The following is a 19,377-nucleotide window of genomic DNA, read 5'->3' on the forward strand; positions in this document are numbered from 1 at the left end:
GTCCACGTGACAGTTGATATCGATCTCGATCGGCATGTCTCGCACTCTCGCGAGGTCCAGCCGCACGAGATATTTCGGGCGCTTGGGGACGAGGTGCGGTGGAACATATTGTGTCAAGTGGCTAGCACCGACGAGCTGGCATACAGCGCCATCGAGAGCACGCTCGGGCTCCCCAGATCGACGATCACCTACCATACAAAGCTTTTGATAAATGCCGGTTGCATCAGCGCGCGTAAGGAAGGACGGCGTCACTTCTATCGACTGCGCAGCGAGATGCTCCGCGGCCTGATCGACGACCTGGCGAACGTCGCCGCATGAGCGCAGGCCACTTTCAGGTTGATGACACGGCACATCTCATCAAGGTGCTTGATCTCCATACCGTAGGTGCGTTCACCTACCGGGCCTCCAGCCCGAGGTTGCATGGCAGAAACAATGTCTTTGGCGGTCAGGTAATGGCGCAGGCCCTTCGCGCCGCGTCGTACACGGTCGATGAGGATCGGTTTGTGCACTCCCTTCATGCGTCCTTCTTGCGCGAGGGTCGTTTCGACGAAGACATATTGCTCACGGTAACCCCCACTCGCGACGGTCGATCATTCTCCAGCCGTCACGTCGCTGCTCACCAAGGGGGACGAGAGATTTTTACTATGCAGGCCGCTTTCCATACGGACGAAGGAGGCGTCGACTTCCAGTCGCCGTCGGCGATGAGGGAGCCGCCGCCGGATGATCTTGACGCACCCACGACAGCGGGTAGGGGCTTCAGCGACGCGATCCAACTCGTCGAAAGCAGTGAACCGGGTGGTGTCGGAGGCCGCGCCGGTCCAGCTGACCGTGTCCACGCATGGCTGCGATCACGATCAGCGCTTCCTCGCGATCGGTCACTGCATGCCTGCGTCCTTGCTTACATGTCCGATGCAAGAACGGGTGCGGCCGCAGGCCATTACCTCCGTACAGAGTTAAGCTCCGGCGAGCAACGGATCATGATGACGAGCCTGGACCATGCGATGTGGTTTCACCGTGCTGCCCGGGCTGACGCTTGGATACATGTCGATACGATCCTGCGGTCAATGGCATCGTCGCGAAGTCTCGTCTCGGGGACGATGCATGACAAATCCGGCGTGCATCTGGCGTCGTTTTCGCAGGAGTTACTCACCCGCCAGTTGGCCAGTGCTCGATAACGCCTTATGTGTCGACCAGCCCTGCGCAAGCTATCGATGCGGACGAGGCTGCGCCTTGCGCCCGACGTGATCGTCCCACGCCAGGACACAGTCCTCAATGTCGGCTTCGTTCCCAGCGGAGCGAAGTCCGTGAAGCCGACGCACGGTTGGTGCGGATTTAGTTATATCAATCATCGCCATGGGATAGCCTCAGATTGTCCTCGGTCGTGAAAGTCGGCCTTCCATGGACGAACGGCTCGCACCCGCGGATTGACTGGCTGTTAGCCAGCCAAGGAATCAGTAATTGGAGGCGTGATTATGACCGGACCTGTTGGTGCTCCGACGTTTCTTGACGAAGAAGAAGAGGTGTTGGGTGATCCCAGCTTCGAGATGTGGGTCCTTGACGGAAAGCCGATGATCAGCGGCTGCTACTTCATGATCCCGCCGCTAACAGCGGTACGCGCGAGCTGGGACGCTAAGCGACCGGATCACCTATTGGTGCGCGCGTCCGATGGCAGTGACTGGGAGGCAACCGATGTGCCGCTGTCTGGCTCGATAAGCGTCGTTCTGAGCCCGATCGGCGAGGCTTCGGAGTAGAAGACTCTCGATTCAGGCACGAAGGCTCCCGGCGCCGGCAGCGGCGCCGCCTCGGATAGCAGACGGCTTCCCGGGATCCGTTACCATGTAGTCTCCACCGAAACAAGCTCTATACGATGTACTCAGAGCTCATACGTGTAGAGATTAAATCTAGTTGGGTAGGGACGTCGCCATATGAGCGCGGTAAGACAACCAACGATCCAACCGGTTCGCGCTCCGAAGACCGCCGAGGTCGTGGCAGCCACCCTTCGTCGCCAGATCGTTCGCGGCGAGATTGCGGAGGGCGAGGCGCTGCCATCAGAGATCGAGCTGATGCAGAGGTTTGGTGTATCCAGACCGTCTCTGCGAGAGGCCCTGCGGGTGCTCGAGTCGGAGAACATCATCGTCGTGCGTCGAGGGGCGAGGGGCGGCGCTCGAGCATCGCGGCCGCACATCTCGGTCGCGGCGAACTACGTCGGCCTCATAATGCAATCCAGAGGGGTGACCCTTGCGGATGTGTATGAGGCCCGTATCTGGATCGAACCGATCGCTGCGCGAATCCTGGCTGAACAGCCCGGCCGCGATAAAGCGGTGCTTGAGCTGCGGCGGATCCTGCAAGAGGAACTGGACGCGCTTGACGATCCGCAGGTCTACTTTGCGAGGACTATCCTTCTGCATGAAGCGCTCGTGGATCTGAGCGGCAACCGAACGCTCGCGCTGCTATGGGCGACCTTGCGTCAAGTCCTTTCCAGCGAGATTCTCGATTCAGTCGGGACTTCTGTGTCAATGGCTTCGGTCGAGCTCAGGCAGAAGTATTCGAAGGATCTATTCACGCTGATTGAAGAAGGCAAAGCCACCGAAGCCCAGAACCTGTGGAGGTTCGCGTTGTCTGAGGTTCGACCGCGCGTGGTTCGACGCCATGGCGCGAAGACCGTCGTCGATGTTATGAGCTGAGCGCCAGCCCGTACCTAGATCGCGAGCCCCTGGCCTGGTCTGCCACGTGTCATGAATAGGTCGCGCTATGCACGGTTTTCGCCGCATAAAGAGCATCGATGTCGCTGTCAGCGTAGCCAAGCTCGGCCAGAATAGAGTGGGTGTGCTGGCCAACCAGCGAGCCAGCAGCGATCCGCCCGGGAGTCTCGGAAAACTGTATTGGCAGGCCGTGTCGGCGCATTTTACCGAATAACGGGTGCTCAACGTCAGTGACGAGGTCTGTCTCGCGAAGCACGGTATCGGTGTTGGTGAACTCGGAGTTCGTCCCTTCAAAAACCTGCACGCAGGCGACACCGATTGGAACGAGAGTGGCTTCGAACTGTGCCGCTCGGCCATCGGCGAAGTATCGCTGGAGTATCTTCACGAGCTCGGATTCATGCTCGGCTCGGCCCCCCGGAGTGCTGAACCGCTCGTCGCTGGTTAGCTCGGCGTGGCCGATCGCTTCGGTCAGCGCGTTCCATTCGGCGTCGGTCGTGACGGCAAGGAAGACCCAGCCAGCGGCGGTCTCATATAGCCGGTACAGGGCCGAGAGGCCGTAGAAATCGGGGTCGGTGGGCGGAAACGGCTTCTTGCCCGCGAAGCGAACGCAGTCATCTGCATAAGCCCACATATTGCCGCCAATCATGCTGGTCGACAGGAATTGACCCTCACCGGTTCTCGCCTTGTGGCAAAGCGCAAGCGATATCGCCGTGAACACGGCCAGCGCCGCGTTCGAGTCGCCGTCGGTCTGGCCGCGCAGCCGCGGCAAGATGACTGCCTGTAGCTCCGGAACCGCAAACCCTTCGATCAGCGTGGGATCCATCCAGGCGCTTGCCTGGCGATTGACCGACCCAGCGACCGAAGAGGCGCACTGGGCATAGATGGGCCTATCGGCGTAGGGGCCGTCGACACCGTAGCCGGCAGCATGCAGATAGATGATCTCTGGGTTGAGTTGCTTCAACACGTCGTAGCTAAGTTCCTGACGTTCGGCCACGCCCGGGCGGAAGCCGTTTACGAATACGTCAGCCTTCGCGGCAAGCTCTTGAACGATGCGGCGACCTGCTGGGCTATGCAGATCGACGGAGATGCTCTCTTTACCTTCCATCGTCTTGACGCCGCCGGTCTCCGGCGCACCGAAGGAAACCCGCATGGGATCACCACGGTGATCCTCAATCTTGATTACCCGCGCACCAAGGGACGCCGCGAGTGTTACCCCGAACGGCATCGCGTAGAAATATCCGAACTCGAGAATCGTGATACCGGAGAACGGGTGCGCCGGGGTGGCAGAAGTGCCAGTTGAGGCGTCGACCCATTTGTCACGCGCAACCGCAGTGGGAATGTCGCCGTGCTGCCCGTGCCTCGGCGCCGATCGTTTAACCCGCGATGGTGTCCGGCCGAAAGTAACCAGCGGCCCCACCTGCTCGATTGGACCGTGATCCTCATCGTCTACGACGATGACCTCACCGTTGTGGCGGACTTGTGGGTGGTCGAGCCCCTCCTCGCTCGTACGAGCGAGTTCGTACGCCACGTCGCTCTCCGCGCGCAGGAGCGGATCCCATTCCTCGAACGTCTTCGTGCGGAACCGTTCCCAGATGTGGTCTTCTAGCGCCTGCGCATCCTCCGCTGTTCCAAACTGGGGTGCGTCGGCGTACCGGGGATCGTCGAGAAGGTCGGCGATGGACAGCGCGCGCAGGATCGCGGACAACTGATGGGGGAGCATGGCTGTGAAGTAGACCCATCGTCCATCTTTCGTGCAGGGCATAAAGGAATATCGGCTAGCGCGAACCGAGGCTGACTTCTGGGCCGATTCGCTCGGCTCTGTCTTTGGGACGGGCGCTGATATCAGCTTGCGATCCCACTGCCAGTGGGCTGTGCCGAAGTAGTCGGTCGCGGAGAGCCCCTGAACGAGGGTGGTTTCGAGAAACTGTCCCCGACCGGTCCGCTCACGTACTGCGATGGCCGCGGCGATTCCAGAGGCAGCCAGCATGCCTGCACCGGTCCCCGCGAAAGTGGCGTTTCCGAATATCGGACCCTCGCGGTATCCGAACATTCCTCCTTGACCGAGGGTGAAGTAGCCCGCCTTGGCCTGGACGACATGCTCATACGCCGGAATGCTGGCGTACCCGCCGGACGATCCGAAACCCTTGATGGAGCAATAGATAAGGCCAGGGTTGGCGCTCGAGAGCGCTTCGTAACCAATTCCGAACCGGGCGGCAGTCTGAGCGCCAAATCCCTCGATGACTATGTCGCACCTGCTCGCCCATTCACGCGCGAGTTCCTGACCCTGCGGCGTGTGGAGATCTGCCACCAAGCTCTCTTTGCCCCGGTTGAAGACCAGGAAGCCAGACTGGTTCCGCCGTCGCTGGGAATCACCCTCCGGTGGCTCTACGAGAATGACACGAGCTCCGTTGTCGGCGAGCAGTACGCCCGCCAACGCGGCCGACGAGGACCCGGCGCGGAACTCAAGGACGGTCAGATCTTCGAATACGGTCTTGGCCATGGTCACAACCTCGCGATCGTATGGTGCGCGGAGGACCGCATTTCCGAGGCGTCCTCCAATCACGTCTTCGGTGTTGGGTCTCCGCAGATGTTAGGCGCACAACGGCCGTGCTGTAAATAATCTAACGACATCAGTTTTCGCCGCGTCGGCCTAGGAACCCATCGCCAGCATCAGGTTTGGTACGACCGGTCTGCTTGTCGGTGCGATCAGCTATTCGATTACCTCGACGAGGGACTTTCGGCCTTCCTTGGTAGTGATCAATCGCCGGTAAACGACGTCCATCTGCTCTGCCCAGTACGTCTCGGCGACTTCCGCGTCGCCAGCGTCGATCAACCTCAGCAGCTCCGAGCGAGTGCCGACGATGATCTTCTGATGACGGCTTAGTCGATCATCGTCGAGGGACATATCAAGCGTTCCGCCGTGCAGTACCTCTTTCAAGGAGGCCCACAATATGGCCAAAGTATCGTTGCCGCATGATGAAACGATCAGTTCGTGGAACTTGGTCGAGAGAGACGAATAGAGGCGCACGTCGTCTGCAAACTCGATCGTGAGATTGAGCGTCGCCTCGAGGGTCTTTACAGCCGCGTGCCGATCTTTGCGTTCAGTGAGCAGATGAACTGCTACTGGTTCAATGAGCGTGCGTGCCTGCCAGACATCGGCGATCGTCACGCCTTCGAATTGCATCACCCTACCCAGGTAGCGGGAGGCAAGGTCCATCTCAGGCTTTCTCACCTTGGCTCCACCACGCGTACCGCGCTGGATTGAGACGAGTTCTTCAGACTCGAGTACCCGAAGCGCCTCCCGGACAGAGGGACGTGAGACGCCGAACTGGGCGACCAAGGCTGACTCGGAGGGCAGCATGTGTCCTTCGGGAACTTCGCCCCTGATTATCTGCGAACGAAGCACCGAAGCTACGATCTCGGCGGTCTTCGGCACTCGCACCGCGCCGTTGGGGCGACCCGTGTAGTTCGCGCCGAAGTCGCTCATATAGCTCCTTTTACCGTTGGACATTCACTCCGATGATACCGGAGCGCGAGCGAGAGATCGGCGATTGCGCGTCTCGATTGGCAGACGATGCCAGGGTGCCCGTGCGACTGAGCATGCCCGGTCGCAACTGATCGAACGGCATGAAAGGCGGACGGTAAGCGCTAGTTGACGACCGCCTTCTCCAATATGTGAATGCCACAGGCGGATCCGATACCGATGACATGGGCGAGGCCAACCTGCGCACCCGCGATTTGGCGGTCTCCTGCCTCACCGCGGAGGTGATGACACACCTCCCACACGTTGGCGATGCCGGTCGCCGAGACAGGGTGTCCCTTGGACTGCAGGCCGCCAGAGACGTTCACCGGAGTGCTGCCGTCTCGCCACGTCGCGCCGGAATTAAAGAAATCGACGGCACCTCCCTCATCGCAAAGCCCGAGGTTGTCGTAGTGAACGAGTTCGGCGGTAGCAAAGCAATCGTGCAACTCGACCAGGTCGAGGTCTGTTGGTCCGACACCCGCTTGCTCGTAGGCGGACTTCGCGGCCGCCCTGGTCAACGTGTTTACATTCGGTAGGATCTGGCAACCCTCCTCGTAAGGGTCGGTCGTGAGCAGCGATGCCGAAATCTTGACGGCGCGGCGCCGCTGCTCGAGCGAGAGGGTCTTCAGTTTCGCGTCGCTCACGACGACCGCCGCTGCGGCACCGTCGCAGTTAGCCGAGCACATCGGTCGGGTATTCGGGTATGCCACCATGACTTCATTCATGATCTGCTCGAGTGAGAACCGCTTCTGGTACGTGGCGAGGGGATTGAGGGTTGAGTGAGCATGGTTCTTCTCACTGATACGGGCAAAGAGCTCGAAATCGACTGATCCGTAGCGGTGGAGATACTCCATCCCAATTTGTGCAAAGACCCCAGGCATGCCCGTGGTGCCCATACGTCCCTCGGTGGGTGCGACGGCGCCGTACCGACCCTTCGGCTCCCAGACATCGGCGTCCCGGGACGGTGTCGCCCCCAGCAACCCGGCACCCGACAGCTTCTCCGTGCCTACCGCGAGACCCATCTCTGTCTCGCCAGCTTTGATCGCCATGATCACGGTACGAAGAGCGGTGGCGCCTGTAGCGCAGGCGTTGGCAACGTTGTAGGCAGGGATCCCAGTTTGGCCGATCTGCTTCTGCAGGGCCTGGGCGATCCCGGTTGGGTTGCCCATGATGTTTCCGGCCGCAAGCACGCCGATATCCCTCATGGTCACGCCCCCGTCCGCCAAGGCGTTGATGCTGGCCTGCGCAGCAAGATCAACTGGATCCGCGTCTGGATATTTGCCGAACTTGATCATGTGGATCCCCAGAATCCAGACGTCTTCACTCATCAGATATTTCCTTCTCCTTCAGCGGCTCGTAGCCGAAGCCGACGGCCTCGACGCCCTTGCTGTCAACCCCGACGGAATAGGTGGCAAGACGGACCTTCATGCCCAGCGAGACATGACCTGGGTCGGGCGGGCAATTGATGACATTCGCCTGGACACTGGTACCCCCGCAGTCGACGACGGCCGCAACAAACGGCGTAGCTACACCTGGCGGACCCATGGCGACGATAGTGAAAGCCCTGATCTCACCTTCGGAGTCAACCGTTGCCTTTTCGAAATCGGTTCCGAAGCATGATGCGCAGGCATTTCGGCGATTGAAGTACCGCGCCTGGCAGTTCACACATTGGTTGGCCGTCAGGTGCGGAGTGGGCTCGAGCGAGAGGCAATCGACGAGCGGAATCTGATTCGGCATGCCCTGTGTCTACCTGGCCTGCTAACCTGTAGTCAATATAACTATATGTCTCCTCGGCCACTTCGCTCGTTCACGACCAGCGCCTCGGCTGTATGTCGTGTCGGTCTTCGGATGGCCCAGGACGCGCCTTGGGGGCGGTCTCGAAGCAACTGCGGCGCTATCAGGACGGGTCATTCATGAGCGAACAACGAGCGGCGCCCGAATCAGCGACGATGAACGTGTCCATGGGCCCAGCCGGTTCCGCGGTTCCACAGGTCGGCCTGCCCCACTGGCGAAGGCTGACCGGGACACAGCGAGTCTTCACTGTCGACTATGTGGCTCGGCGTTGTGCCGACCTACCGAAGCCGCGTACTCGTACCTATCTCAAATCCCTCGAGGGCACCACGGTGAAGCCGGCTGCAATGTTGGTGCCAGTGGTTGATCTCAACGGAGAAGCCGCTGTCATTGTTACCAAGCGCGCCTCTCATCTGTCACACCACCGTGGCGACTGGGTGTTTCCCGGCGGTGGGGTGTCCGCGACGGTAGACGCCAGTGCACAGGACGCAGCCGTTCGGGAGACATCCGAGGAGCTTGGCATCGCGCCCGAACGGATTTCAATGCTAGGCGAACTGGATTCCTACGGGCCCATCAGTTCTGGCCATCTGGTCCGAGTGTTCGTCGGTCTCGTCGATGGTTTAGAACTCATGCCTGATCGGCGGGAGGTTGCCGCCGAGGCGATCGAACCACTTTCGGCTTTCATGTCTGAGGGCAGCTATTTCGAGGACGTGGCGTTCCCTGCAGGCTATGCGCTTCGGCCGGCCATCGCAGCACAAGACATGAGCCACCGGCAATCAAAGCCTCAGCCGTTCTTTCGAGTCCACTCAGACGAGCTGCTCTGGGGCGCCCAAGGAGAGATATTGGCTAGCCTGCTGGAGTTTCTCGCTGACGGCGTCGCGGCTTCCTGACCATGCGGAGAGTAGTGAAAGTGATCCTTCAGACGTTTTCGCAAAATGATTGTCATATAAGCGCGAAGGCCCTAGCGTCGCGTCCGAGACGAAACGGAGGAGCGTAATGACACTTAGCGATACCGAGCTGTTGGATCGATTCCCGAACGTTCTGATCAACCACGACAACAAGGCTTTCTATCGTGGATGGACAGAAAAGCGACTGCTGCTGCCTAAGTGCTCCGACTGCGGATACTGGCAGGGTGTGCAGCGGCCGGTGTGTCCCAACTGTTGGTCCTTCAACGTGGAACCAACCGAGGTTCGCGGGGTCGGGCGTGTGCATCTGTTGATCTGGCTGTACCAAGGTCCGCCAGCCCCAGATGTGGACTACTCGACACCGCACCCAGTGGCGACCGTCGAGTTGGAGGAGCAGGAGGGGCTGCGCTACACGAGCACAATCATCGATGTCCAACAAGGCGATATCGCGATCGGCGATTCGGTGGAACTCGCCTGGATCGAGCGATACGGGCAGCCCTTCCCCGTCTTCAAGAAGGTGCAGCCATGATCGGGCGTGGCACGCCGCGCGAGGTGGCGGCCGCCGTCTCGCCGCTGACAGCAAGGGTGGTTCGACACTGATGGCACGCAATCCAATCAAAGATCAGATCGCGATCGTGGGCATCGGGTCGACGGGATTCTCGCGCGATTCGGGTGGGCGCTCCAGAAACGAACTCGTGGCCGACGCGTGCATCCAGGCAATCCGTGACGCGGGACTCAACAAGCAGGATATCGATGGCATTTGCGGAACGCTCCCCAACGCCGCAACGGTGTCGTCCATGCTCGGGCTCACCGATGTGACCTTCTACGTCAATCAGGGACCGCCTTTGGTTTTCTCCTTGGTTGACGCTATGAACGCGGTCTACGCGGGCTCAGCAGACACCGTCTTGGTCTATCACGGCGTGTATCGATCGCCAGCTATCTCGCGCTCAGCGGCAGGCGATCCAATTCGTCGCAACATGGGTTACGGTGGTGAGCCGGCGCCGCGGTCTTGGCGACACGACCCGGAGACCGTCGAGGGTTCCGTTGGTTACACAGCGTGGGCAAGCCGCTACTTCCATGAATACAATGCCAAGCGCGAGACGCTTGGCTACATCGCAGTCAACAACCGAACGAACGCTATCAACAACCCCCTAGCCGCGATGCGCAGCCCGTTGACGCTGGAGGACTACCTCAATGCCCGCATGATTCGGTGGCCACTGTCTCTGCTGGATATGGACGTGCCAGTCGATGGGGCGGACGCCTTCATCGTCACGACCGCGGAGCGAGCCAAGGACTTGGCAAAGAAGCCGGTACTGATTCACGCGGCGACGACCGGGTTGACCGAGCACCCGCAAGAGGACCAGACGACCGGCCTGCATCGGAACGGTCACCACGTTGTGGTCAAGGAGCTCCGGGAGAAGAGCGACATCTGGATTCCTGATGTTGATCTCTACTATCCGTACGATGGTTTCAGCTTTATCGAACTCTCCTGGTTCGAGAATCTCGGGTGGTGCAAACCGGGTGAAGCCGCAGACTTCATCGAGAGCAATTGGGACGCGGCCACCAATCGAATCATGATCGACGGACGCATTCCCGTTAACACTCACGGTGGCGCTCTGTCCGAGGGCGGCACCCAGGGCTCGGGCCACATTCGAGAGGCCACAGTGCAGCTGCGGGGCGAGGCGGGGCAGCGGCAAGTGCCGGGAGCCAAGATCGCGATGTTGACGCCGGGCGGGTTCTTCTTCAACGCACAGGGGCTGGTGCTGCGCACGGAATAGCAGCGGTCGTCCAGCTCAATCCTACTTTGAGGTACTAAGAATCGCCTATCGGCATTGACGTAAAGGGGTACACGCATGCAGCGGTTAGCAGGCAAGGTAGCGCTGGTTACCGGATCCGGACAGGGGATCGGTAGGGGCATTGCCTTGTCGCTGGCGGCCGAGGGTGCGGCCGTGGTTGCCTCGGGTCGCACGCTTGCGAAGGTGACTTCGGTCGTCGAAGAGATAGTTGCAAAAGGCGGTAAGGGCGTTGCCATCGAGTGCGATGTCAATCATCGTGACCAGGTGAATGCGATGGTGAGCCAGGCGGTCGAGCGCTTAGGCCCACCGGATATCTTGGTGAACAACGCTCAGGGTGGCGGTCAGGGCGGCCAGGTGAAGGTCGAGGAAGTCGACGATGATCGCATGCTGGCCGCCTATAGGGGCGGGGTGTTGGCGAGTCTGTATGGGATGCAGGCCTGCTTTCCCCATATGCGTGAGCATGGCGGCACGATCGTCAATATGGGTTCGTCGACCGGGGTTATGGGTGACCCTGGATTCGTGGCTTACGGCTCGTCCAAGGAGGCGATCCGCGGCCTTACGAAGCACGCCGCACGTGAGTGGGGTCGCTACGACATCACAGTGAACGTGATCTGTCCTGCCGCTGCATCGGTAGGTGCCCTGCGGTTCAAGGAGGAGGCACCGAAGCGGTGGGAGGCGATAATCCGTCAGATTCCGCTTGGGCGGATGGGCGATCCCGAGTCTGACATCGCTCCGACGGTGTTGTCCCTTGCGACCGATCTGCGCTATCTGACCGGCGCTACCCTCATGTTGGACGGCGGCCGGTGCATTCTGCGATGACGCGGACCGTTAAATCGGCAGATATCTTGGAGGTTTCATGACAGGCCAGATAGACATTGAAGCAGCCGATGAGTTCGCGTCGCTCGCGCAGGTGGCCGAGGAGATGGGCTTATCTGATCAGGCATTGCCGGTAGTTGAACGTCGCTCGATCGCGGTTGGTGGAGATCAGGCGCTAAGCGTCCTCGTTTGGGGCAGCGCTAGCCCGGAGCTCGTATTTTTGCATGGGGGCGGACAGAATGCGCACACCTGGGACCTTGTCGCACTCGGGCTGGGACGACCAGCGATCGCCATTGACCTGCCGGGTCACGGTCATTCTTCGTGGCGTGCCGATCGTGATTACTGGCCACCCCGAAATGCCGCCGCCGTTGCGACCGCTGTGGAGCAACTAGCGCCGCAAGCCTCGGCGGTTGTCGGTATGTCCTTGGGCGGCCTGACAACGATAAGCCTGGCCTGCCATCATCCCGAACTGGTACGACGCGCGGTGATTGTCGACGTCACGCCGGGCGTAGAACGCCAGACAAGCACGATGTCTACCGAGCAGCGTGGTACGACAGCCTTGATCCAGGGCAGTCGGGAGTTCGATAGCCTCGATGAGATGGTCGCGCGCGCGATCGCAGCATCACCCCGTCGACCCGAGTCCGCGGTGCGGCGAGGCGTCGTCAACAACACGCGGCAGACAGCGGATGGCCGTTGGACTTGGCGTTATGACCGTCTCGGCAGTGACGAGGTGAGGTCCGATTTTCTTCCGCTCTGGGACGAGTTAGGTTCCCTGGCCATCCCGACCATGCTGGTCAGAGGCGGTGACAGCGCTTTTGTCAGCGTTGAAGATGTTGCGGAATACCGAGGTCGCCTGCCGGCCGGCCGAGTCGAGGTTGTCGAGGGTGCGGGGCACTCGGTGCAGAGCGACCAGCCCGCGCGACTCGTTGAGTTGATCCGCGACTTTGCGTTCGGGGGTTGACCGCACATGTCTGTTGAGCCGGTAGAGGACCCTTTGCAGAGTCGGGATCCGTGGAAAGTTCAGGCACCGGGGGATCGTCCCGGGGGCGAGGAGTATGCCGCCCTCTTGGAGGCATTGCGCTTGCTCCAGGATCGAGTGGTAGAGGCGACACCCCCACGTGCGGAGATCGTCGATCTCATCGCACAGCTCAACGCTGTGTCAGAGAAACTCGCACAGTGGGGCGTGTCCGAATGGGAGCGGTGGGCTGGTCGGCGTGGTGATTTGCCGGGACGGGGCAGCACGCTGCTGCCGCCAGCGATCGTGACGAGTGAAACTGAGAACGAATTACGCGGTCGGGTCCACTTTCAGTCCTTCCATTTGGGCGGCAACGGAGCTGCCCACGGTGGAACGGTGCCTCTAATCTTCGACGACTTACTCGGAAGATTGGTCAATACCCGATTCTCTGGTCGAGCACGAACTGCCTATCTAACGGTCAACTACAGAAAGATCACGCCGATAGGCGTCGATCTGAGTTTTGATGTGCGCCTTGACCGAGTCGAAGGCCGAAAGCGTTGGGCGTCTGGGCGGATTCTTAACCCTGCTGGCGATCTGCTTTGCGACGCCGAGGGCCTGTTCGTCGAACTACGTCCGGGCCAGCCGTAACAGATTGCGAGCCTTACTGGGCTGGGCTTCGCCATAGTTGTACGGGAGTTTCTGATGCGCCGAGTAGGGAGCACGATTACGCGCTACTCGGCGTATCAATGATTAGCGTTGCGCCTTGGCGGCCGCTACACCGGTGGCCCACGATTCGATCCGGGTCCAGAAGAGGGTGCGCGTGCTTGCAAAATTATGCATGTGAGACATCTGCGGACACACATAAACGGTGATGTCCGACGAACTCTGATAGCTTAAGGGCTCGAATTTCGGCGCGGGGCATACGTCGCGCTCGCCTACAGCCACCAGCACGGGCGCCGTAATCGCCGCCGCCTCAGGTGCTACCACGCCGGGCGACATCATGGTGGTGGCTATAGGAGGAGTCGTTGCGCTTGCCCATGGCAGTTTCTTACCGTGGCGAGTTGGGTAGTCAGTCATATCTTCGCCAACGATGTCGGCCGGTTCGTCGTCATGGTGGAATCCCCAAGTGCTGATGGGTAATCCGTCTTCCCGTGCGCGGAAATCAGGGTTGGTGGAAGTCTGCGGCGAGCGGAGGACACGAACTGATGTCGAGCCGCGTGGGACCCATGGTGCGGCGGCTTCAGGCCCTCCAGGCGGCATCGCAAGAACCGTGTGGTGCGCGCTGTACCCGAGTATGCCGATGCCGTCATAGGTCGCGTGCTGGCCTTGTTGAACAATCGTCAGACAACCGCCCATCGACTGGCCGATGCCGATCCTGGTGAAATCAGGTATCGGCGGGAGGTCGCCCGTTAGCGACCCGTCACGGAGTTTGGACGAGACCCATTCGACCGCGGCCGCGTTCGCGGCTGCGAGGTTCTCGAGCGTCAGCAGGCCAGGTTCGGAGGGATAATCGCTTTCACCGACATAGACATGGTCACATGACACGAACACCCAACCGCGATCGGCGTGCCAACCCGCCTGGCCGCCAACTGACGAGCCAGGCATATCGAAGGTGAAATAGCCGCGACTGTAGCCGCCGCCTGGGAACCCAAAACACACGATCGGCCTGGCTTGCAGGTCTTGCGGATCCGGGTAGGTAACTGTTGCTTTCGTGTGCAATACCTCGCCCAGATCAACGGCACTTGATACGTCAACCGTGACTTCCACCGACCGCGCCATTATTGCCTTCTCCTAGGGTTGTGGGTTGCCTAAACCTGACAGGCCTCAAGGCCACGTCAGAGGGGATCCGTTAGATAATTGTGCGTAACATTTCGGCTTCAGCGTCCGGAATCGATGGAAGTGCGCTTTTAGCTCGACTGACGCGGATCCCCATCTTTGCATCGCCCCAGCCTGGCTCTCGATTCTCCGGCACCGGCCTCGACCAGCTAAATTTGTCGGATGGGCCACGTTTTCAAGTGGCCCATCCGACAGAATTTATTCGAGCGACGCGTCAGCTTCCGCCGGCGGCGCCTTTGTCATCCTGGCAGGAGGTCTTCAGCCCGGTGCTGGAAACGAAGGCTTTGTCCTTAACACCAATGAGGAAGAAGCAAGGGACGACGCTGGGTTTTCCCTGAACGTACGTAAGAGGCGGCGCGATGCCGCCCAGTGTCTCGCCCTTGAAGGTGTAGAGACCAGTGTAGATCTCGGCGCTGGTGGGGGCGTCCGAGACATTCGCCGCGGCCTTCTGGAATACCTTTGCGGCTTCCCACATCCCACTCATCGCCGCAAGGCTGTTGATCTGAGAGAAGTCAGGGAGATATTGCTTCATTGCGGTTCGGAATTCTTGTGTCTCGGGTACGTCGAGAAACCACGGGAAGCTGCCGATGTTTCCTGCGGTGCCGTCGAAGTTAGTGTCGTCGCGCATGGCGCTATTGAAGGAACCTGAGGACACGATCCACGTCGGTTTGTAGCCTTGTTTACCGCAGGAATCGATGATTCGTGTTCCGCTGCCGCCGAGTTCGACGGCTTCGGCCTTGGAATTCTTCATCGCAAGACATTGGGCGGTGTAGTCGGGCGCTGAGGCCGAGAACGCTTCCGAAGTGGTGAATTTGAGGCCGTTCTGGGCCGCGTAACCCTTAACTAGGGGCACGGCCTGTGCGCATGCAGCTTGCTCTGCACAGTAAAACTCACCGAACGACTTTGCGCCGGCAACCTTCGCGGCGTAGGTCTGTCCCCACACGATCGACAACACGGTCGTTCCGCTTGGGAAGAAGTTTGCGTCCTTGGCATAGTGAAACCCGTTGGACGCGTTCGCGTCGATCACGGGCACTTTCTGCTGGGCTAGGTACGGCCCCCAGGAATCGCCAAATGCCGAATAGTTAAGAAGCGCGATGATGTGATCATCGGTGACGAGCGACTTGACCGCGGTGATGGACTTGGCTGGGTCGCCAGCGTCGTCCTTGGTGATGACCTTTACCGGGTGTCCATTTATGCCGCCGTTGGCGTTGACGTAGTTCTGCCAGCTTCGCAAGGTCACCGAGACCGCGTTACCCGTCCCGGTGATCCCGGTGTCACTGCTCACTGAACCAACTACAAGCGGTGCCTTCGTAAGGTTCGATGCTGAGACCTCGGTCGGAGCGGCAGCCTGGCCACCAGCGTTTGCACCGCCGCTGCTACTGCACCCAGCGACCATCGCTATGGCAATCGGTAGCGACGCAAAGAGGATGACGCGCTTTCGGAGCCTTTTCTGTGCAGTCAACGGTACTCCCTAGATTAGGACCGGCGGTTGCGAACGTTTCCGCGTGGAGTCGCTCGCGGCGTTTCGCCCTGGTGACGGGAGCGTAGCGATATAGTTAGATCCTTTCAATGGTTGTAACTATTCCTTGACCAGGAGACGCAGATTCTTCGGACAATCTGGCGTTTACCGCCCCTGGCGGAGTGACGGGCACGGGCGATCTCGCAGTGGAACGCGTCTCTCCATCTGCGCCAGCAACACAGCGGCGTGTGCTCAGGAGGACCTCTAGGACCGTATCGACGGAGGAGTGTTCTTGCAAGTGCCACTTTCGAAAGCCTCGGCCAGATGAGAGAATCGGAGCGACGCTGAGGCAGTGGCCACCTCACTGTCGAATGTCGCGCTCCGGTCGAGCAACGGCGTCGGGCGTAGTACGGATCCAAAGCCACAGCAGCTCGACTTGGCGTTCCAGTTCCTCAAGATCGCCAGTGTTTTCGACCACGAAGTCTGAGTTGTGCAGGCGTTCAGGCAATCGCGCCTGCGCGGCCGAGCGCGCTCGTGCGTCCTGCTCGGTCATTCCGCGTTGCTCCACCAGCCGGGCAATCGTCACCGATTCCGGGGCGGCGACGACAACGAGACCGGTCGTTCCATACATTGCCCGGGTACTCAAGGCTGATTCCAGCACAACAACCCTGTCGGTATTCACATGAGCCGATGCCTGTCGAATAATTTCGGCGTCAGTGGCCGGCCCGATCAGTTTCGTCAGCTCTGCCAGCTGGCCTAAATCTGTGAAGACGATCCGTCCAAGCGCCTCTCGATCGAGGCAGCCGTCGGCTGCCAGGATGGCATCACCCCAACGCGATCTAAGCGCATCAAACAACGGCAGGCCGGGTCGCTGTAGCTGCCGAGACAGACGGTCCACGTCGATGATCGCCGCCCCCCTCTTGCTCAGAAGGGCGGCGACGGTTGACTTTCCGGATCCGATGCTTCCGCTAAGGCTGACGAACTTCATTTTGAATCCTTGCAGGCACAGTGGCAGTGCGCCGGGTGTCGGGGTGAACCGCGCACCATGGGAGAGTAGCAAATCTCGCTAGAGAATTGACCTAGTTCACACAGTGATGTAAACCCGAGCACTGGGGTGCACGCTTAGGGTCGATGAGACGGCGGGCAGTAACTCGTCCGAGACCAGAGTCGATGGTGCAGATCGTTGCCATCGAGATCAGCTGAGTTAGAAATCAAGTGAGACTCGTGTCGATCGGCGGCCTGGGCAATCCTGTATTGGGTGCGGCAGGAAACAAGAAGGAGCCCGCATGGAAGAGGGAATCCTCGACGGAGTTCGAATCGTCGATGCCAGCCAGGCCATAGCGGGCCCGATGGCAAGCCGACTTCTAGCCGAAGCCGGAGCAGACGTCATCAAGGTTGAGCCGCCCGAGGGTGATCGGACCCGGCGCTTGAATCCGTCCGGATTTGCCTCGTGGAATCGGAGTAAGCGAGGCGTGGTCATCGACCTTGACGATCCGTTCGGTCGTGAGCGTCTGCTCTCCCTGCTTGCCGATGCTGATGTCTTCATCAATGACTTCGGTCCGAAGCGTGCCCAAGACCTCGCGATGGATGACGCGGCATTGACTCGTAGGTACCCGCGGCTTGTCGTCGCGACCGTGACGGGTTTTCCGGCCGGTCACGCCGAGGCGGACGGCTACAACGATGACCTGCTCGTGCAAGCAAGGTTGGGGCTTATGGATGAGGTTACAAGCTACCGGGGCGGCCCGGCGTATTCGCGGTACGCGTTGCCGAGTTGGAACGCAGCGCATCTGCTGGCCGCCGGCATCCTGGCAAGGCTGAACCTACGACTGCAGACCGGGAGTGGCGGTGTAGTCCGCACTAGTTTGGCTCAAGGATTTTGGGCGAACATGACGATGCTGTGGAACAGGGCGGAACGACCTGTCCAGCAACTGGGCCCCGGCCTGCTGCGACCTCTACAGCACAGCTTGGCGCGGCTTTGTGGAGATGGCGAATACATCGTCCAAGGCACAGCGGACATCCCCGCGATGAGGGAGGCGCTGGCTCGGCTTGATCCTCCGGGCGTGTTCGAGGATCCGGACGATACGAGTCGCGCGTTGTTGACCAAGCCGGCATCGGAGTGGGTTCGTCTTTTCGGGGAGGCGGAGGAGCAATGCATGCAGGTGCTCCGGCCAGGGGAATGCCTGCGTTACCCACAGGTAGTTACTAATGGGTACTCGTCGCAGGTCGTGGATCCAGAATTCGGTAATACGATCCAGCCGGGACCGCCCTTTCGGACTGAGCCACGCAGCAGAGTCACAAGCGGCGCGCCCGTCCTGGACCCGACTCTGGACGCCCGCTTCGAATCGTCGGCGCACCCATGCGCTGCGCCTGTGCTCGACGGTGTGTCTGAGCGACGATACCCATTAGAGGGACTGCGGGTACTCGATTTCGGAATGTTTCTGGCTGGTCCGTTCGGCCCCCAGTGTCTCGCAGACATGGGTGCGGATGTCATCAAGGTCGAGCCGATAACTGGCGACCGGATGCGCGGAAATGACATGACCTTCGTTGGTTGCCAGCGAAACAAGCGTTCTCTTGCTCTCGATCTTCGGGACCCCCGGTCGCGTCCTGTCTTGGAGTCATTGGTGCGCTGGGCCGATGTCGTCCACCACAATCTCCGGCGACCGGCTGCAGCCAAACTGGCTCTCGATGCTGACAGCATTCGCGCGATCAATCCGGATGCTGTGTTCTGCCATGTGAGCACCTATGGCCCGGACGGGCCGATGTCAGATTGGCCCGGAGTGGACTTCAGCGGCGCAGCCGCATCGGGGTGGATGTGGGAGGGGGCGGGTCAGGGCAACCAACCGATCTGGTACCCGTGGGGCTACATGGATTTCCAATGCGCGTTCAGCTCGCTCGTCGCGACGCTTCTTGGTTTATACCGGCGTACGGCAACCGGACTCGGCTCGCAAGTGTCAGCATCGCTGCTTGGCGCTGCCACGAACACAACGGACCGCCTGTTGTTGGCTGATGGGCCGATCTCCGAGGGTCCGACTCTCGACTCATACCAAACTGGGATTTCTCCGGGCTACCGCATCTACGAATGCATCGGCGGCTGGATCGCAGTGGGTGCAGACATCAATTCTTCGATGCGAGAGTTGCGCATCGCCGCCGGTGTTGATCGCGACGACGAGCTACCTGAAGCTTTTCTGCAACGCGAAGCTGCCGAGATGGAAAAGGTGCTCTCAGAGATGGGAGTGCCAACAGCGTTAGTTGCCCTGGACCAACGGGAGGAATTTTTCGACGATTCCCGGAACAGTGAAAACGGCTGGTCGGTCAAGTATGAACATCCGAATTATGGATCGTTCGAACAACCTGGGGCGTATTGGTCCTTTGGCGATCTTGGTGTTCGGCTCGCCGCGCCACCGCCAACGACCGGCCAACACAGCCGTCAGGTGCTTCTCGATATCGGCGTACCGCCAGCAACGGTCGATGATCTGTTCGCCCAAGGCGTTGTAGTCACCGACGAACCCGCAAGACGATAACGCGCGCGCTGGAGAGTGCGTGGTGCCATCTGTTCGTACGATTTTCCGACCGCCTCGGCCAGTAGAAGACTGC

The 19,377-nt window shown here is 60.3% G+C and carries 18 protein-coding genes; 11 read left to right on the forward strand and 7 right to left on the reverse strand.

Features of this window, described 5'->3' with window-relative positions; all coding sequences use genetic code 11:
- Nucleotides 1–6: 6 nt before the first annotated feature.
- The 4 genes from ACSMXN_RS06085 (at nt 7) to ACSMXN_RS06100 (ending at nt 2,684) form a co-directional block, all read left to right on the forward strand.
- Nucleotides 7–318 carry a metalloregulator ArsR/SmtB family transcription factor gene (locus ACSMXN_RS06085; RefSeq protein WP_022914909.1) on the forward strand — a complete coding sequence of 104 codons (312 nt, stop codon included), beginning with the start codon at nt 7–9 and terminating at the stop codon, nt 316–318.
- Nucleotides 315–1,175, forward strand: coding sequence for an acyl-CoA thioesterase domain-containing protein (locus ACSMXN_RS06090; RefSeq protein ID WP_022914908.1), 861 nt, complete (start codon nt 315–317; stop codon nt 1,173–1,175). Before ACSMXN_RS06085 ends, ACSMXN_RS06090 begins: the two co-directional genes overlap by 4 nt.
- 297 nt (nt 1,176–1,472) lie before the next feature.
- Nucleotides 1,473–1,751 carry a hypothetical protein gene (locus ACSMXN_RS06095; RefSeq protein WP_022914907.1) on the forward strand — a complete coding sequence of 93 codons (279 nt, stop codon included), beginning with the start codon at nt 1,473–1,475 and terminating at the stop codon, nt 1,749–1,751.
- Nucleotides 1,752–1,925: 174 nt separating this feature from the next.
- A complete protein-coding gene (locus tag ACSMXN_RS06100; RefSeq protein ID WP_022914906.1) occupies nt 1,926–2,684 on the forward strand; it encodes a GntR family transcriptional regulator in 759 nt (252 codons plus the stop codon).
- Between the two features lie 49 nt (nt 2,685–2,733).
- Here the strand turns inward: ACSMXN_RS06100 and ACSMXN_RS06105 are convergent, their stop codons facing one another.
- From ACSMXN_RS06105 to ACSMXN_RS06120, 4 genes are all read right to left on the reverse strand, one after another.
- Nucleotides 2,734–5,202 carry a CoA transferase gene (locus ACSMXN_RS06105; protein WP_035944489.1) on the reverse strand — a complete coding sequence of 823 codons (2,469 nt, stop codon included), beginning with the start codon at nt 5,200–5,202 and terminating at the stop codon, nt 2,734–2,736.
- 210 nt (nt 5,203–5,412) lie between these two features.
- Complete coding sequence (locus ACSMXN_RS06110; RefSeq protein WP_022914904.1) at nt 5,413–6,189, reverse strand: GntR family transcriptional regulator; 777 nt, start codon at nt 6,187–6,189, stop codon at nt 5,413–5,415.
- A 161-nt stretch (nt 6,190–6,350) separates the two neighbouring features.
- Complete coding sequence (locus ACSMXN_RS06115; protein WP_022914902.1) at nt 6,351–7,553, reverse strand: thiolase family protein; 1,203 nt, start codon at nt 7,551–7,553, stop codon at nt 6,351–6,353.
- The gene (locus ACSMXN_RS06120) at nt 7,546–7,962 is read right to left on the reverse strand and encodes an OB-fold domain-containing protein (RefSeq protein WP_022914901.1); all 417 of its coding nucleotides are present in this window, start codon (nt 7,960–7,962) and stop codon (nt 7,546–7,548) included. Before ACSMXN_RS06120 ends, ACSMXN_RS06115 begins: the two co-directional genes overlap by 8 nt.
- 176 nt (nt 7,963–8,138) lie before the next feature.
- Here ACSMXN_RS06120 and ACSMXN_RS06125 point away from each other — a divergent pair, with 176 nt between their 5' ends.
- The 6 genes from ACSMXN_RS06125 (at nt 8,139) to ACSMXN_RS06150 (ending at nt 13,136) form a co-directional block, all read left to right on the forward strand.
- Nucleotides 8,139–8,906, forward strand: coding sequence for an NUDIX hydrolase (locus ACSMXN_RS06125; protein ID WP_022914900.1), 768 nt, complete (start codon nt 8,139–8,141; stop codon nt 8,904–8,906).
- A 106-nt stretch (nt 8,907–9,012) separates the two neighbouring features.
- Nucleotides 9,013–9,450: a zinc ribbon domain-containing protein gene (locus tag ACSMXN_RS06130; RefSeq protein ID WP_022914899.1), complete on the forward strand. Its 438-nt coding sequence runs from the start codon at nt 9,013–9,015 to the stop codon at nt 9,448–9,450.
- Nucleotides 9,451–9,520: 70 nt separating this feature from the next.
- A complete protein-coding gene (locus ACSMXN_RS06135; protein WP_022914898.1) occupies nt 9,521–10,699 on the forward strand; it encodes a thiolase family protein in 1,179 nt (392 codons plus the stop codon).
- 75 nt (nt 10,700–10,774) lie between these two features.
- The gene (locus ACSMXN_RS06140) at nt 10,775–11,536 is read left to right on the forward strand and encodes an SDR family oxidoreductase (RefSeq protein WP_022914897.1); all 762 of its coding nucleotides are present in this window, start codon (nt 10,775–10,777) and stop codon (nt 11,534–11,536) included.
- 37 nt (nt 11,537–11,573) lie between these two features.
- On the forward strand, nt 11,574–12,494 hold the full coding sequence (locus ACSMXN_RS06145; protein ID WP_022914896.1) for an alpha/beta fold hydrolase: 921 nt from the start codon (nt 11,574–11,576) through the stop codon (nt 12,492–12,494).
- A 6-nt stretch (nt 12,495–12,500) separates the two neighbouring features.
- The gene (locus ACSMXN_RS06150) at nt 12,501–13,136 is read left to right on the forward strand and encodes a thioesterase (protein ID WP_022914895.1); all 636 of its coding nucleotides are present in this window, start codon (nt 12,501–12,503) and stop codon (nt 13,134–13,136) included.
- A 102-nt stretch (nt 13,137–13,238) separates the two neighbouring features.
- Here ACSMXN_RS06150 and ACSMXN_RS06155 read toward each other — a convergent pair whose 3' ends face one another.
- The 3 genes from ACSMXN_RS06155 to coaE form a co-directional block, all read right to left on the reverse strand.
- On the reverse strand, nt 13,239–14,267 hold the full coding sequence (locus ACSMXN_RS06155) for an alpha/beta hydrolase (RefSeq protein WP_022914894.1): 1,029 nt from the start codon (nt 14,265–14,267) through the stop codon (nt 13,239–13,241).
- Nucleotides 14,268–14,538: 271 nt separating this feature from the next.
- Nucleotides 14,539–15,720: an ABC transporter substrate-binding protein gene (locus ACSMXN_RS06160; RefSeq protein WP_022914893.1), complete on the reverse strand. Its 1,182-nt coding sequence runs from the start codon at nt 15,718–15,720 to the stop codon at nt 14,539–14,541.
- A 424-nt stretch (nt 15,721–16,144) separates the two neighbouring features.
- Complete coding sequence (gene coaE / locus ACSMXN_RS06165; RefSeq protein WP_022914892.1) at nt 16,145–16,771, reverse strand: dephospho-CoA kinase; 627 nt, start codon at nt 16,769–16,771, stop codon at nt 16,145–16,147.
- Nucleotides 16,772–17,069: 298 nt separating this feature from the next.
- Here coaE and ACSMXN_RS06170 point away from each other — a divergent pair, with 298 nt between their 5' ends.
- On the forward strand, nt 17,070–19,304 hold the full coding sequence (locus tag ACSMXN_RS06170; protein WP_022914891.1) for a CoA transferase: 2,235 nt from the start codon (nt 17,070–17,072) through the stop codon (nt 19,302–19,304).
- Nucleotides 19,305–19,377: the final 73 nt, after the last annotated feature.

The sequence above is a fragment of the Parajatrophihabitans canadensis genome (assembly GCF_053764775.1).